Origin of the sequence: Pseudomonas sp. NFR09, from assembly GCF_900111535.1 — a bacterium.
Classification (GTDB): Bacteria; Pseudomonadota; Gammaproteobacteria; order Pseudomonadales; family Pseudomonadaceae; genus Aquipseudomonas; species Aquipseudomonas extremorientalis.
This window is the reverse complement of record NZ_FOIH01000004.1, coordinates 215,745-230,076: the sequence shown is the minus strand read 5'-3', so window position 1 is coordinate 230,076 and position 14,332 is coordinate 215,745. Positions and strand designations below refer to the sequence as shown.

The following is a 14,332-nucleotide window of genomic DNA, read 5'->3' as shown; positions in this document are numbered from 1 at the left end:
GGGATGGCTGTTAAAAAGACTACTCAGAAAGAAGGCAGCTCGTGGGTCGGGGAAGTTGAAAAATATTCCCGTAAGATCTGGCTTGCTGGTTTAGGCGTGTACTCGAAGGTTAGCAGTGACGGCGGCAAATACTTCGAGACTTTGGTCAAGGACGGCGAGAAGGCCGAGAAGTTGACCAAAACCACGGTTGGAAAAAAAGTTGAAGCGGCCAAGGCAACTGCCGGCTCTGCCAAATCCAGCATTGCTGACACTTGGGAGAAGTTGGAACAGACTTTCGACAAGCGCCTCGCCAGTGCCGTTTCGCGACTGGGCGTGCCGAGTAAAGCTGAACTCAAAACGCTGCACAGCAAGGTCGATACCCTGACCAGGCAAATTGAAAAACTCACCGGCGCCAAAGTGGCTCCGGCGAAAACCGCAGCCGCCAAACCTGCTGCCAAGCCTGCCGCTAAAACAGCAGCGGCCAAACCGGCTGCCAAAACTGCCGCCAAGCCTCTGGTAAAAGCCGCCGCCAAGCCGGCCGCCAAACCAGCGGCCAAGGCTGCTGCGAAGCCAGCCGCCAAAACTGCTGCAGCCAAACCCGCTGCCAAGCCTGTCGCTGCGAAAGCTGCTGCCAAGCCAGCCGCTAAACCAGCGGCTAAACCCGCAGCCTTGGCTGCTGCTAAACCCGCAGCCAAGGCTGCTGCAAAACCAGCAGCAAAACCTGCCGCCAAGCCAGCGACCAAAACCGCAGCGGCCAAGCCAGCCGCCAAGTCGGCCGCCGCGAAACCGGCTGCCAAGCCAGCGGCAAAACCAGCCGCCGCGAAGAAGCCTGCGGTAGCGAAAAAACCAGCAGCACCGAAGCCAGCTGTTGCCAAGCCTGCTACTGCGCCAACCGCCTCCACAGCCAACTCGGTGTCCGCGCCGACCCCTGCTGCTGCGACCCCGACTGCAACGCCGGTAACCCCGACGCCATCCAGTCAGTCCTGATTTTTTCCAGGAGACGAAAAATGCCCGGCCTACGAAGGTCGGGCATTTTTTTACCCCTTAAGACCGTTTCGTCAGTTGTAAGTGATGGAAACGGTGACCGCGCTGAGCAGGCTGCCCTGGGTGATGGCTTCACCAGTCTTATGGTAAGCCGCCGCGAGGGGAAGTACAGCCTTGTTGCCGTTCGTCGTCACAGTTCGGCTGCGCTGCTCAGGGGTGCCATTGGCGGGGATGGTCGAAAGGGTGGGCGCGCGATGTGTCAGCCACAGCGCAGTGCCTTTTGAGCCGCCGGTATTGGCAAATAACTCGCCGTTACCCACGGCGGGTGTTCCGGCAAATAGGAAGATCACGTTACGGATATCCGATTCGCAGTCGGCGGTAACCTCGAAGTCGAGCTGGCCGGCGGATGGGCTCGCGTCCAGGTCGGAAATCTTGATCGTTGGCAACGTAATGTTCCGATTTTCGTCGCCCGCTGCCAGGTTGCAGGTGCCGGCGTTGACTTGTCCGGCGAAACTCAAAGTGCCGGTAGTCGCGGCGTGGGCGGTGAGGCTGACGAGTCCGCCAATCATGGTCATCAGCAGGGGAATGCTTCGAAGGTACATCGGGTTTTCCTCGGGTTTCAGTTAGTTGTAGGTAATGCTGACGGTGGCGGTACTAGCCAGAGTGCCTGGGCTGACCCTGCCGTTTTTGTGGTACGCGGCGCTGAGCGGCAAGACTGCCCGATCACCGGACACCGTCACCGTGCGCTGGTCATTGACGCTGATGGTCTGAGGCACGCCGTTGATGCGTGAGTAGAGCCACAGCCCTATGCCTTGGGCAGTGCCCGTATTGGCGAACAGTGCGGTGTTGTCTGGCGCGGGCGTCCCGGTAAAACGAAAGGTGACGCTGCCGGCATCGGTGCAATTGGCGGTGAGATCGAAGTTCTGAACGCCGGCGTACGCTGCGTCGTTCAAATCGCCGACATTGATCGGGGCAAGTGTGATCAGGCGGTTGACGTCCCCGGCGGCCAGGTCACAAGTGGCTGGAGCCCGGATGAAACGTATGGCGTTGCCGAACACCAATCGAAAACTTTCCGGGACGTTATGCCACCTGTCCTCCCAGAGGCTCCCACTGGGTATGGTCCCGTCTGCCACTGTGCCCATCCTGTAGAAAGTGACTTGCGCCGAGGTGAAGCTTTGGACTTTCCCGGGGTACATAACGGTGTGCTGACTGAAGAGCCCGAAGTTTGCCGGCCCGCCATCGGCCCATGTCATCGACACCGTGATACCGATACCGGGCACCTCAGTGCGATAGATGAGTGTGCCGGGGTACAGATCGCGTGCGTAGCGCCCGGTAATCGTCCTCAGCGTCTGCCCCCAGCAATGGGTTGTGAAGCCGGGCGATGTGCCGTTGAACGCCTGTCGCAGGATCACGCCGCCGACAGGAATGCTGTCCGGCACGCTGATTGTCGTGGCCGTATTGAGGGTCAGCGTTGCATCCGGGTACCTGTCACAGGCCGCCTGTGCAGTGATCGATGTGCCCAGGGCCAGTAGTGCCGCCAGGAGGGGGAGGTGATGTTTCATCTTCACTCCATCGTGAAAAGTGGCTGTGTAAACACGGGATGAACGGCCGGCCGCAGTCATTGGCATGCACCTGCGTCCACCTGAAGCAAGCGGTTGGCACCCTGTTGTCCACTGACGTCGTAACGAAGCCGGCAGGAAGCGTTTCCCTCGGACCCCCACTTCACCGCCAGTACCCCCTGGGAGCGCGGTACGCGCACAAAGGCTTTGCCACCCTGGCCGACCACGCCGACGCTGTCGCCATTCTCGTCGAACACATCGGAACCGAAGGGCAGCAGGCTGCCATCCTTGCGTAATGCAGAGATCAATAAGGCTTGGCCGCTGACGGTGTCGAAGTGCAGTTTCACCACCGAGCCTGCACGGGGGGCGACGTTTTGCGCGGCGCTCTTGAGTTCCACATCTACAGACAGATCCTTGGGGTCCAACTCGACCACGTTCTGGCGATAAGGTGTGAGGTACGGCACCACGGCATACCCGCCCTTGCCGACCTGGGCGCCGTGATTGCCATTGATCCGCGCACCTTGTGCGCCTGGGGCCTGGACAATGCCAATGGTTTCGCCCAGTTCCGGTGCGAAAATCACACCACCTGCGTGAGCGACGATGCCGCCGGTCATGCCCAGGGACGTTGCGCGGTAGGCGTTGCTCTGGCCGAACCCTGCCGACAGCACGCCGTGGCTGGTCTGGTATTTCATGTCGGCAGAGACCGAATTACTGCGGCCCTGCGTACGGCTACCCCCCACTCCGTAGCTGAATTGGCCGCGCTCGCCCAGGGTGCCGCCGAGGTTCATCCGTTCACCGCTGCTTTGATCGCCGCGATAGACAGTGGTGGTCAGGGTGGGGGAGCGAGCGTCGCTGCCTAAGGGCAGGCTCAGGGTCAGTTCCACTTGCTTGTCGACCCGCTCGCTCAGCAGATCCTTGGTGCGCTGGGCGCTGAGGGTGTAGCGCAGGCCCTTCCAGTTGCCGCTGTAACCGGTGGTAAAGGTCAGGTTGCCGCTGGTGCGGTTCCAGTAGTTTTGCGAGGATCCGGTCAGGTAGACCGTGCCGTTGCTCAAGCTTTGATTGAGGCTGATGTCCATCCTGTCGCGCAGACGCGATACGTTATCCAAGTTGTGCCCGCCGATGGCGAGGTCGCGCACCCGTGCGGCGTCGGCGATGCTCAGAAAGCCTTGCGTGGAGTATCGGTAGGCGCCGAGGGCGAAGTGGGTGCCGGTGTCGGTGAAGTTCTTGCTGTAGCGCAGCTGCACGCTTTGCCCCTGGCGTGAACCGTGGCCCGGTAATGTTGCATCTGAGTGGGTCAGGTCAAGGGAGAGCGCGCCATACGGGGTATTGAATGCCGCGCCCAGCAATTGCGACAAGTAGTCGTCACCCGCCACCGTCCCGGTGTAGCCGGTCACCAGGTTACTGAGGCCGTGCTGGTAAGTGGCTTGTACCAGCCTTGGGGGATGGCGCAGGCCGATTTCATCCATCCTGCCGACGCTAAGGGAATAGCGGCTGTGGCCAGTGCGCAGCAGATTGGCGTTGGCGGCGAATGGCACTATGAATTCGCGTCGACGGCCATCTGCCTCGGTCACCGTGACGGTCAAGTCGCCGCCATAACCGGTAGGAAACAAATCGTTGAGCACGAACGGGCCAGGAGCGACCGACACTTCATCCAACAACACGCCCCGTTGGCGCACGGTGACCCGTGCATTGGTCTCGGCGATGCCGCGCACGACCGGGGCGAACCCGGTCTGAGAGTCCGGCAGCATCCGATCATCGCTGAACAGGCTGGCACCACGCAGGCGCACGCTGTCGAACAGTTCGCCTGGGGTATAGATTTCGCCGAGCATCATCTGTGATCGCAGCGGGCTCAACTCGCGCTGCACATAGGTGCTGCTGCGCTGATAGCCCGAGGAGGTATCGGTCTGGCTGAAGCTGCCGCTGTGGCGCCAGTGCCAGTCTCCCAGATTGAGCCCCGTATTCAGGCCCAGGTAATGAGAGTCGACGGAGCGGCCATTTGTGCGGGTCTCAAAGGTGTTGGCGTTGTAGCGCACGAAAGCCGCGTCGACCCCGCCGTCCCAGTGCCTGGGGTCGACATAACCGCGTGCTTTACGTGCCAGGTAGATCTGAGGAACCTGCAGGGTCAGGCGGTTTTCGCCCGGGTCGAATTGACCGGTGCTTCCCGGCAGGTAGGTTGAGATGTCTTCGCAGGGTGCAAACGCGGGAGTGGGCGTTTGTCTGGCTTCGCTGGGTTGAGCTTGTGCCGCGTCCAAGTCGATGCCAAACCTGAGCACGACATCTCGCTCCAGGCACATCTGTGCGGAATCTCGGCCCTTTACCGCGACAAACGTGAGGCTTTCGCGCCCAATCCATTGGCCATTGAGATAAACGTCGGTGCGGTAGCTGCCGGGCAGCACGACGTTACCCTGGCTGAATTTGCCTATGTCGACTTGTTGGCCGCCAACCCCATCCGGGAAGAAGGCCGGGTTGAACCTGACATTCTCGGCACCTTGGGCGCCCACAGCATAGGCGCTGCTCATCAGTAAAAGGCAGCGCGTCGCAAGCATCAATTGATGACGCGCAAAAGGCCAGTTTCTTAAACTGGCGCGGGTGTTAAAACTCATGTGTACCACTTCCAAAAAATAGGGGCTGTCCGAATTTGGGCAATGGGAAGCCCTTCCCTGAAAACCGGGCATCAAACCAACGTGTGCAGTGAGGTCAGTAGCGGGGAGAGGCGGGCCAATACGGCGCTAGGCAGCTCTCGGGGTCATGTCGAGACCCGGGCACTGTGGGTATTGCGCACTCCGTAGTCGTCGAGTGTCTGGAACTCCACGGTGGCGGCGCTGCCTGGCGGGGTGTTGAGGCTGGGCAGTTCAAAGCGCGTGCGATCACCCGGCGCCACCATGTTTCCAGCACCTGAAGACGCAGCCTTGCGCGGATGGCGCTGCCGGGACTCCAGCAACTCGACCTGTTCGAAGGTTACGTAGTAAGGCGTGGGGTTATAGACCTCCAGTACCTGGCCTTGCGCGGTCGATTCACGCCGCCATTGCAGTTTTCCCGGTGCCGCGTCGACCCCGGAAGGCAGGTTCGACGGTCGGAAAAACAGCTTGATCCGCGAGCGGAAGGCCAGTTGCAACTGATTGGCCTCCTGGGAGTGCGCGGGCACCTCCAACAGGTTGAGCCAGAACAGACTTTCCTGTTCCGTGGGCAAGCTGTCGCCCGTGTACGCCAGGCGTACGACCTGCTGCTTGCCTGGATCCATGCGAAAGATCGGCGGCGTGGCGATAAACGGCACCGTGGCCCTATCCGGGGTCGAGTGTTCGTCACCGCTGTCCAGCCAGACTTGGACCAGCACGGGTGCCTGGTTCTTGCTTTCGAGCCTGACCGTCACCTCCTTGTCGCGCTGCGGGTAGATGATCCGAGTGGTGCCAATGACCACACTGGCGTGCCCGACGGCGGCACCGGAAAGCGCAAGTGTCAATGCAATGAGACGGGCCACCCAGTGTGAAGTGAAAATGGCATTCATGGTTTCGATCGCCTGGCGTCTGGTGGTGTGACGCTTGCCGAGTGGCGCACGCGGGCACCGAAGTCGCTGACGGCGGTGAATTCGACGTTCAGCGCGCCGGTGGGGTATTCGCGCAACAATGGCAGTGCAAACAGCTTCACGTCGCCGCACGGCATCATCAGGCTGTCGTTGGCCTCTTTGTTTGGTGCTTTAGTGAATCGTTTTCCTTCGCTCAGCAAATCCACCGAACTCAGGGAAACATGATATGGCGTGGGGTTGGTGGCTTGCAGGGCGTAGCCATGCTCATGGGCGACCAGTTTCCATTGCAGCTTTGACGCAGCGCTGGCTACGGAGTAGGGCAATGCCTGCGGTCGCAGGAACACACGCAAGCGGGTCCGAAATGCCAGTTCGATCTGGTTGCCTTGTTCGGTACCGGCGGTAAGCGGTGGTACTTCCAGCACATTCAGCCAGTAGAGGCTTTCGCGATCGGGGGCTGCGGCCGCTCCGGTATAGCGCAGCCGCAGCGCCTGCTGCTGGTGGGGCTCAACGCGGAAAATCGGTGGCGAAAGGGTAAACGGCGTGCGTACCGTCGCCGGCGTCGAGCGGATATCGCCCGTGTCCAGCCAGGCTTGTACCAGCGCTGGACGGTCACCTTTGTTCTCCAGGCGTACCACCACTTCCTGCTGGTCAGCGGGATAGATCACGCGGGTGCCATGCATAATGACCCAGGCCCGGGCGGGAACTGCTTGCAGCAATAACCCCGCAACACCACAGGTGTAAAGCACGAGGCAGGCCAGCTTTTTCATGCTCAAAGCTCTCTTCGAATCAAGCGAGTGGGCCTGCCTGGCGGCGGCAGGCCCGTTGCGTGCAAGGCCCGCCAGAGCGGGCCCGCTTTTCTATCAATCGGCGTACACGACCATGAAGCCGACGCGGGTCTTGACAGTACCTTCAGTCGCGACACCACTGGCGTACATCTGTGCGGCCAATGGAATGACAGCCTGGTTGTCGGCGATGACCACACCTTCGGATTTTTCCGTGTAAACGTTGATCGGAGTGCCATTACGGTTAGTCACCTCAACCTGTACGTTCTTGGCGTTGGTGGTGTCGGATGGGTCATCGTAGCCGTCGATGTTCAAGCGCCCGGTCGCCACATCAATCGCCGGGCTGGTAGGGTCGAAAGCAACCATTGCGGTGCGTCCGTTGGTGCAGCCACCTTCGCCAGGTGCGCCAATGCGGATGGTGAAGCCGGTCAGGTTGGCGCGATCACCCGGTTTCTGCAGGCGTGCGGCGGACACGCCACCAAGGTTGACGTCTTTGACCACGGCGCCGGTGCCTGGCGCTGCGCCTTCAATGGTGCAGGTCGTATCGCTCACCAACCCGGTGAAGTTGATGGTTCCGTCGTTCGCAGCCTGTGCCGGCTGCGAAACCGCTGCGGCTAAGGCGAGTACTACGGCGAGGGTGGAGAAAACGTGGACTTTCATAGTGTTCCCAATCGTGAGTTATCTGAGTAACCCGCCACACATTGAAGTGTTGCATCGGTAATTTGTTTCGTTTTTTTACCGAATGGCAGGTGGCAGTAATTTGGCTGGGAACGTTATTTTTGCCTATCGACAGGTCACGAGATTTATCTCGTAAATATTCGAAGTCTAAAATTTTAATTAAAACAATTGTATGGGGTGGTGTCTGTAGGGTTTCAATGTAAGACATGTATGTAGGAATAACTTGTCAGGAGCATGTTGGCTGTTTTTGATGGATTGATTCACGAAAAAGGCTGCGCTATACACTGTTCGTGCAACGAGCATATGTGTACTAATTTGTACTTACTTGAGCGAACTTCCGGGTGTCTGAAATGCACACCATCATGTTGCTGGATAACCATGAAATGGTTCGGCAGGGAATTGAACTGGGCCTGCGCAAAGAGCCCGACCTGGAGGTCATCGGCTCCTTCGGTACATCCAGGGAGTTGCTTGATGCGCTCGGCCAACAACCTGCGGATGTGGTGGTGATGGACTTTACACTGGGGCCGTCAGACATCGATGGCCTCGGCCTGATCCAGATGCTGGGCAGGCGTTTCAAACGTTGCAAGGTGCTCGTTGTGTCATCCCGCTGCACGCGTGCAACGGTGATACTGGCGTTGAAGGCCGGAAGCTTTGGAGTGCTGGGCAAGACCGAACACCTCACGGAATTGATCGTGGCTATTCGGACTGTCGCCCAGGGGCGGATTTACCTGCAGCGTTGCATGTTGTCGGTGCTGCAGGAGGGAGAGTCTGTTCTGGCACGGGAGAATATCAAGTCGACACTTGAACATTCACTGCCGGTACGATTGAGCGGCGCCTTGACCCCCAAGGAACAGGAAGTCCTGCGTTGTTTTCTGGACGGAATGTCCGTGAATTCAATTGCGGCAAAGTTTTCGCGTAGCGCGAGTACTATCAGTACACAAAAACAGTCGGCGTATCGGAAGTTGGGTATCAGGACCGACAGTGAGCTTTTTATGTTTACCAAGCAGTTTGGTCGTCCTGATTAGCGCCGCGTGGTTTGAATGTTTGACTTGCGCGAGTATTTAAATCGGCCTGTCCAGATAACGCAGGGCCAATTGCTCAGTTGTCTGGCGTGCCGGCGATAGCAGATGGGGCGCCACCAGCATCATGATCTGGTAAACCACCACCTGTACTTCGCCTTCACGATCGAGAATCCGTTGGTAATCCAGGGAGAACAGCAAGGTCATGGTGATCTGCTCCACCAGTTGCCCAAGGGCCTGGGTGCTACTGACCAGTTGTCCTGCCGTCTTCAACCGCGCCAGCAATGACGCCAGGGTCCGCTTCAGCGCCGTCAGCAGGTTGCGAATGCCCTTGGCCAGCTTCGGCAGGCGCCCTGCCAGATTCGACAGGTCCTGAAACAGAAACCGATAATGCGCCATGCGCTCGACAATCAAGTGCAAGAACAGCCAGTAATCCTCGGCTTCCAATTGCGCGTCTGGCGGTGGGTCCAGCAGGGGCGCCAGCTCATTCTGGAAACGCTCGAACAGCCCCAGGACCAGCGGCTCCTTGCCATGGAAGTGGTAGTAGAGGTTGCCGGGGCTGATCCCCATTTCATTGGCCACCTCCATGGTCGACACGTTGGGTTCGCCCTTCTGGTTGAACAGTTGCAGGGCGCATTCAAGGATACGGTCGCGGGTCTTCATCCAGTCTTCTTAAGGTGATCGTTGAGCTCAGCGCACGCGCACGTAAGTGCCCGGTGCCGCTTCCATCGGTGGGTAATTCTGGTTGCCCAGGGCGGTGAGGGTTTCGCGTTGTACGCCGGAACGCTGTTGGATCCACTCCAGCCAACGCGGCCACCAGCTGCCTTCGATGGGGTTGGCGTCGTAATACCAGGCGCGTGGGTCGCTGCTCAGCTTGAGGTTTTCGACGTAGTTGGCCTTGGGGTTGCCCGGCGGGTTGAGAATGCTCTGGATATGCCCGCTGTTGGACAGCACGAAGCGCCGCTCGCCGCCCAGCAACTGAGTGGAGCGATACACCGCATCCCACGGCGTGATGTGGTCGTTGATGCCGGCCACGCTGAAACTGTCCACCGTGACCTTCTGCAAATCGATGGGCGTGCCACACACTTCCAGGCCGCCGGGATGGCTCAGTGGGTTGTGCTTGAAGAAGTCCAGCAGGTCGCCGTGCAAGGCTGCGGGCAGGCGCGTGTTGTCGTTGTTCCAGTACAGGATGTCGAAGGCCGGTGGTTCCTTGCCCAGCAGGTAATTGTTGATCCAGTAGTTCCAGATCAGGTCATTGGGGCGCATCCAGGCAAACACCTTGGCCATGTCGCGGCCGTCGAGCACGCCTTGCTGGTAGGAGCGACGCTTGGCGGCTTCCAGGGTCTGCTCGTCGGCGAACAGGGTGGCGGGGCTGTCGATCTGGCTGTCCAGCAGGCTCACCAGGTAACTTGCGCTGGAGATGCGGCGCAGCTGGCGCTTGGCCTGTAGGTGGCCTTGCAGCGCGGCGATGGTCAGGCCGCCGGCGCAGGCGCCCATCAGGTTGACCTCGCGGGCGCCGCTGATCGCGCGACAGACGTTGAGTGCTTCCTCCAGCGCGGCGACATAGGTGGAAAGGCCCCATTCGCGATGCCGCACATCCGGATTGCGCCAGCTGACCATGAAGGTCTGCAGGCCGTTTTTCAGGGCGTACTGCACAAAGCTGTTGGCCGGGCTCAGGTCGAAAATGTAGAACTTGTTGATTTGCGGCGGCACGACCAGCAGCGGCTTGGCGTACTGTTTTTCGCTCATGGGCTTGTACTGGATCAGCTCCAGCAGCTCATTGCGAAACACCACCGAACCGGGGGTGGTGGCGACCGTCTTGCCCACTTCGAAGGCGTGCTTGCTCACCTGGCGCGGCAGGCCATTGTTGTGCAGCAGGTCTTCGACCAGGTTGGTCACCCCACGCACCACGCTGTTGCCGCCGGAGTTGAGCAGCTCCTTGATCGCCAACGGATTGAGCAGGGTGTTGGAGGGCGAGACCGCATCGTTGAGCAATGAGAAGGCAAAGTGCGCACGGGCCCGGTCATCGTCGCTGAGGGCGCTGTCATCGATCCAGTGACGGGTCTGCTTCTGCCAGCTCAGATAGGCCTGCAGGCTGCGGCGGTACAGGGGGTTTAGCTTCCAGGTGGGGTCGTTGAAGCGGCTGTCGTTGGGGTTGGGTTCGTGCACGGTTTCACCGAGCAGTACGCGGCCCAGTTGCCCGCTCAGCGCCCAGGCATGCCGAACGGTATGCACCGGGTTGCGCAGGCCATGGGCAGCCACGCTGCGCAGCGTCGACAGCAAATCCCGGCCGCGCAGGCCGGTGATCGCATTTTGCGCGTTGATGAACGCGGCGGGGGTGGGCGCCGGGTTCGTCACGGGTCTTTCTCGCATGAGCCAACACTCCTTCGTCAAGCCATCAAACAGGCACGCCAATTCAGAACCATAGTCGGTTCCTGGCAAGTTGCGCGGCGGTGTGGTCCTTACACAGCCGGTCGCGGATGAATCACCGCGCGCATGCGCTCCTCTTCAAGAAACTTCATGATGATCGGCGCCACGGCTTCGGCCCGGGTGATCAGGAACAGGTGGCCGTCATCGATGATGTGCAACTGTGCATTGGGAATGCGCCAGGCGAGCATGCGCATGTTGATCAGCGGGATCAGCGGGTCATCGTCCCCCGCCAGCACCAGGGTGGGCTGGCGGATCTTGTGCAGCCAGTGGATGCTGGTCCAGCCCAACCCGGCGAACAGTTGCCAGTAGTAGCCGAGCTTGCCGGCCGAGCGCACTTTGCTGGCGTGTTCGGCGGCCAGTTTCGAATCGCGGCGGAACGAACCGCCGTAGATCATCGGCGCGATGCGCACCACGTGGGACGGCTGGATGTAGCGGCGCGGGCTGGCCATCAGCCACAGCACTTTTGGCTTGCCCGGCACCATCACTGCACCCGCCGCCGTGGCTGCGAGGATCAACTTTTTGCACCGCTCCGGGTAGTCATAGGCAAACTGCTGCGCCAGCGCGCCGCCCCAGGACACGCCAACCGCATTCACCTGGCCATAGTCCAGGTAATCGAGCATACGCGCGGTGAGTTTGGCCAAACCGGGAAAGCGGTACGGTCGATTGGGTGTCGACGAGCCGCCCACGCCGGGCACATCGAAGGCGATCACTTCCAGGTCCGGGTCCAGCGCCTGGACGAACGGAAACACCAACTCAAGGTTGGCGCCGATGCCATTGAAGATCAGCAGCGGCGTCAAGTGAGGCTTGCCCGGGCGTACCGCCGTGCGGATGGTCTGGCCATCCAGGTCGATGGTACGGAAGATGAACGGTTGCGGCATGCTCAAACCCTGTGAAGTGTTACAGCCGGAATGCGGTCAATGTGGGAGGGGGCAAGCCCCTTCCCACATTTGAAGGCATTTCAATTTAGCGTTCGTGTACGTAGGTGCCGGGCGCCGCCTCTGCTGCGGCGTAGGTTTTGTTACCCAAACTCGTCGGCGCCTTCTTCAACTTGCCCGCTCGCTCCGCCTGCCATGCCTGCCAATGCAGCCACCACGAATCCGTATGCTTGGTCGCATTCTCCTGCCACTCAAGCGGCTTGCCCGCCAGGCCATCGCTGGTCTGGTAGCGCGCCTTGGGGTTGCCCGGCGGGTTGAGGATGCTCTGGATATGCCCGCTGCTCGACAGCACGAACTCGACCTTGCCACCAAACAGCTGCGCCGACTTGTAGCAGGATTGCCACGGCGTAATGTGATCGTTGGTGCCCGCCAATGAATAGATATCGGCAGTGACCTGCTTCAGGTCGATGGGCGTGCCGCACACTTCCAGTGCGTTGGCGCGCACCAGTGGGTTGTTCTTGAACAGTTCGATCAGATCGCCGTGGAACGCCGCCGGCAAGCGCGTGGTGTCATTGTTCCAGAACAGGATGTCGAACACCGGCGGCTCGTTGCCCAGCAGGTAGTTGTTCACCCAGTAGTTCCAGATCAGGTCATTGGGGCGCATCCAGGCGAACACCTTGGCCATGTCGCGGCCTTCGAGCACGCCGGCCTGGTAGGAATGGCGCTTGGCCGCCTCCAGGGTCTGCTCGTCGACGAACAGCGCCACCTGGGTGTCCAGCGTGGTGTCCAGCACGCTCACCAGCAGGGTCAGGGCGTTGACCTTCTTCTCCCCCAGCGCCGCGTAGTGGCCCAAGAGGGCGGTGCAGGTGATGCCGCCGGAGCAGGCGCCGAGCATATTCACGTCTTTGCTGCCGGTGATCGCGTTGACCACATCGACGGCTTCTTTCAGCGCTTCGATATAGGTCGACAGGCCCCACTCGCGCTGCGCCTTGGTCGGGTTGCGCCAGCTGACGATGAACGTCTGCTGGCCGTTGCGCAGGCAAAAGCGCGCCAGGCTCTTCTCCGGGCTCAGGTCGAATACATAGAATTTGTTGATCTGCGGCGGCACCACCAGCAGCGGGCGTTCGTGCACCTGTTCGGTGATCGGCTTGTACTGGATCAACTCCAGCACGTCATTGCGAAACACCACCGCGCCTTCGGTGGTGCCCAGGGTCTTGCCCACTTCAAAGGCGCCCATGTTGACCTGGCTGGGCATGCCGCCGTTGTGCACCATGTCCTTGGCCAGGTGGGACAGGCCGTCGAGCAGGCTCTTGCCGCCGGTTTCAAAGAAACGCTTGACCGCCGCCGGGTTGGCTGCGCTGTTGGTGGGGGCCATGGCTTCGGTCATCAGGTTGATCACGAAGTGGCCACGGCTGATGTCCTGTTCCGACAGGTTGCTGTCGCCGATCCAGTCGTGCAGTTCCTTGCGCCACGCCAGGTAGGTTTGCAGGTAGCGCTTGTAGAGTGGGTTCTGGCTCCAGGCCGGGTCGGTGAAACGACGGTCATCGCTTTCCGGCACCAGCGCGGATTTGCCAAACATCACATTCTTCAGCTCGACGCCAAAATGGGCGACGTGCTTGACGCTGTGCAACGGTTGCTTGATGGCTTGGGTCAGCACCATCTTCGCCGAGGCGAGTAAATCCTTTTTACGTAACGCGATGATCGGGTTGAGCCCCAGAGTGTTTTCCGAGGCCTGGCGTTTCAAGTCATCGTTGTTCTTGTTACTCATCTACGACGCTCCATTGTCCGAAAGACGAGTACCGGGGACCGCTGCGCACCCAGTTTCGATACACAACACAAGCCTGGTACTGCGACTCGGGTGACCGTTGATACCACATCGTCAAATGCAGGGAACTTGCCAGTTCCATTGGTTACCCGAGTTTAATTTTTTTCGCAAGCGGGCCAATCGTTGGCCACGCGACAGGGCATTCAAGCAGATGAAATTAGAAAATGCGCTCTAAAGAGCAAGACGCCTGAGCTAGAGCATCAGCCGTACGACCGACTCGCTCGGGTCGCGGGTTTTGCCAGCGGCTTTGAGTTCGGCAAGATAGTCGGCCCACAGCGCGTCCTGACGCACGGCCAACTGATAGAGGTAGTCCCAGGTGAACAGTCCACTGTCATGCCCGTCGTCAAAGGTCAATTTCAGTGCGTACTGGCCGGCCGGTTCGATCTTGATCAACTTCACGTTGAGCTTGCCGAATTGCAGGATAGGTTTGCCGTGGCCCTGGACCTCGGCGGAAGGCGAGTGGGTGCGCAATAGTTCGGCAGGAAGTTGGTACACCTCGTCGGGCCCGTAGGTGAGGCCGAGGGTGTTGGAGGTTTTGTGCAGGTTTACAGCAGTGGGAAACTTCGACATTGGCAATAATCCTGATGGAACCGGCCTCAAAATGTGGGAGGGGGCTTGCCCCCGATGGCAGTGTGTCAGTCAGCATATATCTGTCTGATAGACCGCTATCGGGGGCAA

The 14,332-nt window shown here is 60.0% G+C and carries 13 protein-coding genes; 2 read left to right on the top strand and 11 right to left on the bottom strand.

Annotated elements, in window-relative coordinates; genetic code table 11:
- Positions 1-3 precede the first annotated feature (3 nt).
- Positions 4-966, top strand: a complete 963-nt coding sequence (locus tag BMX59_RS11400; protein WP_092246363.1) for a phasin family protein — start codon at positions 4-6, stop codon at positions 964-966.
- Between the two features lie 71 nt (positions 967-1,037).
- Here the strand turns inward: BMX59_RS11400 and BMX59_RS11395 are convergent, their stop codons facing one another.
- The 6 genes from BMX59_RS11395 to BMX59_RS11370 form a co-directional block, all read right to left on the bottom strand.
- Complete coding sequence (locus BMX59_RS11395; RefSeq protein ID WP_093121390.1) at positions 1,038-1,565, bottom strand: fimbrial protein; 528 nt, start codon at positions 1,563-1,565, stop codon at positions 1,038-1,040.
- 21 nt (positions 1,566-1,586) lie between these two features.
- Positions 1,587-2,525, bottom strand: coding sequence for a fimbrial protein (locus BMX59_RS11390; protein ID WP_092246369.1), 939 nt, complete (start codon positions 2,523-2,525; stop codon positions 1,587-1,589).
- 56 nt (positions 2,526-2,581) lie between these two features.
- Positions 2,582-5,125 carry a fimbria/pilus outer membrane usher protein gene (locus BMX59_RS11385; RefSeq protein ID WP_093121386.1) on the bottom strand — a complete coding sequence of 848 codons (2,544 nt, stop codon included), beginning with the start codon at positions 5,123-5,125 and terminating at the stop codon, positions 2,582-2,584.
- A gap of 143 nt (positions 5,126-5,268) precedes the next feature.
- Positions 5,269-6,027 carry a fimbrial biogenesis chaperone gene (locus BMX59_RS11380; protein ID WP_092246375.1) on the bottom strand — a complete coding sequence of 253 codons (759 nt, stop codon included), beginning with the start codon at positions 6,025-6,027 and terminating at the stop codon, positions 5,269-5,271.
- A complete protein-coding gene (locus BMX59_RS11375) occupies positions 6,024-6,812 on the bottom strand; it encodes a fimbria/pilus periplasmic chaperone (RefSeq protein WP_093121381.1) in 789 nt (262 codons plus the stop codon). Before BMX59_RS11375 ends, BMX59_RS11380 begins: the two co-directional genes overlap by 4 nt.
- Before the next feature lie 93 nt (positions 6,813-6,905).
- The gene (locus BMX59_RS11370) at positions 6,906-7,487 is read right to left on the bottom strand and encodes a fimbrial protein (protein WP_092246382.1); all 582 of its coding nucleotides are present in this window, start codon (positions 7,485-7,487) and stop codon (positions 6,906-6,908) included.
- A gap of 368 nt (positions 7,488-7,855) precedes the next feature.
- Here BMX59_RS11370 and BMX59_RS11365 point away from each other — a divergent pair, with 368 nt between their 5' ends.
- A complete protein-coding gene (locus BMX59_RS11365) occupies positions 7,856-8,530 on the top strand; it encodes a response regulator transcription factor (RefSeq protein ID WP_256572950.1) in 675 nt (224 codons plus the stop codon).
- A gap of 36 nt (positions 8,531-8,566) precedes the next feature.
- Here BMX59_RS11365 and BMX59_RS11360 read toward each other — a convergent pair whose 3' ends face one another.
- The 5 genes from BMX59_RS11360 to BMX59_RS11340 all read right to left on the bottom strand — a co-directional run bounded on the left by BMX59_RS11360 (position 8,567) and on the right by BMX59_RS11340 (position 14,224).
- Complete coding sequence (locus BMX59_RS11360) at positions 8,567-9,187, bottom strand: TetR/AcrR family transcriptional regulator (RefSeq protein WP_071492378.1); 621 nt, start codon at positions 9,185-9,187, stop codon at positions 8,567-8,569.
- 27 nt (positions 9,188-9,214) lie between these two features.
- Positions 9,215-10,897, bottom strand: a complete 1,683-nt coding sequence (gene phaC, locus BMX59_RS11355) for a class II poly(R)-hydroxyalkanoic acid synthase (protein WP_093121380.1) — start codon at positions 10,895-10,897, stop codon at positions 9,215-9,217.
- An 89-nt stretch (positions 10,898-10,986) separates the two neighbouring features.
- Positions 10,987-11,832 (bottom strand): poly(3-hydroxyalkanoate) depolymerase, encoded by an 846-nt coding sequence (gene phaZ / locus BMX59_RS11350; RefSeq protein WP_016979176.1) that lies wholly within the window; start codon positions 11,830-11,832, stop codon positions 10,987-10,989.
- A gap of 85 nt (positions 11,833-11,917) precedes the next feature.
- A complete protein-coding gene (phaC, locus tag BMX59_RS11345) occupies positions 11,918-13,597 on the bottom strand; it encodes a class II poly(R)-hydroxyalkanoic acid synthase (protein WP_093121379.1) in 1,680 nt (559 codons plus the stop codon).
- Positions 13,598-13,846: 249 nt separating this feature from the next.
- Complete coding sequence (locus tag BMX59_RS11340; protein WP_071492374.1) at positions 13,847-14,224, bottom strand: gamma-butyrobetaine hydroxylase family protein; 378 nt, start codon at positions 14,222-14,224, stop codon at positions 13,847-13,849.
- Positions 14,225-14,332: the final 108 nt, after the last annotated feature.

What these genes read in the sequence shown, in the direction of transcription:
- BMX59_RS11340 (WP_071492374.1), bottom strand. Translation starts at nt 14,224, where the DNA reads ATGTCGAAGTTTCCCACTGCTGTAAACCTGCACAAAACCTCCAACACC.
- BMX59_RS11380 (WP_092246375.1), bottom strand. Translation starts at nt 6,027, where the DNA reads ATGAATGCCATTTTCACTTCACACTGGGTGGCCCGTCTCATTGCATTG.
- BMX59_RS11400 (WP_092246363.1), top strand. Translation starts at nt 4, where the DNA reads ATGGCTGTTAAAAAGACTACTCAGAAAGAAGGCAGCTCGTGGGTCGGG.
- BMX59_RS11385 (WP_093121386.1), bottom strand. Translation starts at nt 5,125, where the DNA reads ATGAGTTTTAACACCCGCGCCAGTTTAAGAAACTGGCCTTTTGCGCGT.
- BMX59_RS11365 (WP_256572950.1), top strand. Translation starts at nt 7,856, where the DNA reads ATGCACACCATCATGTTGCTGGATAACCATGAAATGGTTCGGCAGGGA.
- BMX59_RS11375 (WP_093121381.1), bottom strand. Translation starts at nt 6,812, where the DNA reads ATGAAAAAGCTGGCCTGCCTCGTGCTTTACACCTGTGGTGTTGCGGGG.
- phaC (WP_093121379.1), bottom strand. Translation starts at nt 13,597, where the DNA reads ATGAGTAACAAGAACAACGATGACTTGAAACGCCAGGCCTCGGAAAAC.
- BMX59_RS11360 (WP_071492378.1), bottom strand. Translation starts at nt 9,187, where the DNA reads ATGAAGACCCGCGACCGTATCCTTGAATGCGCCCTGCAACTGTTCAAC.
- phaC (WP_093121380.1), bottom strand. Translation starts at nt 10,897, where the DNA reads ATGCGAGAAAGACCCGTGACGAACCCGGCGCCCACCCCCGCCGCGTTC.
- BMX59_RS11370 (WP_092246382.1), bottom strand. Translation starts at nt 7,487, where the DNA reads ATGAAAGTCCACGTTTTCTCCACCCTCGCCGTAGTACTCGCCTTAGCC.
- BMX59_RS11395 (WP_093121390.1), bottom strand. Translation starts at nt 1,565, where the DNA reads ATGTACCTTCGAAGCATTCCCCTGCTGATGACCATGATTGGCGGACTC.
- BMX59_RS11390 (WP_092246369.1), bottom strand. Translation starts at nt 2,525, where the DNA reads ATGAAACATCACCTCCCCCTCCTGGCGGCACTACTGGCCCTGGGCACA.
- phaZ (WP_016979176.1), bottom strand. Translation starts at nt 11,832, where the DNA reads ATGCCGCAACCGTTCATCTTCCGTACCATCGACCTGGATGGCCAGACC.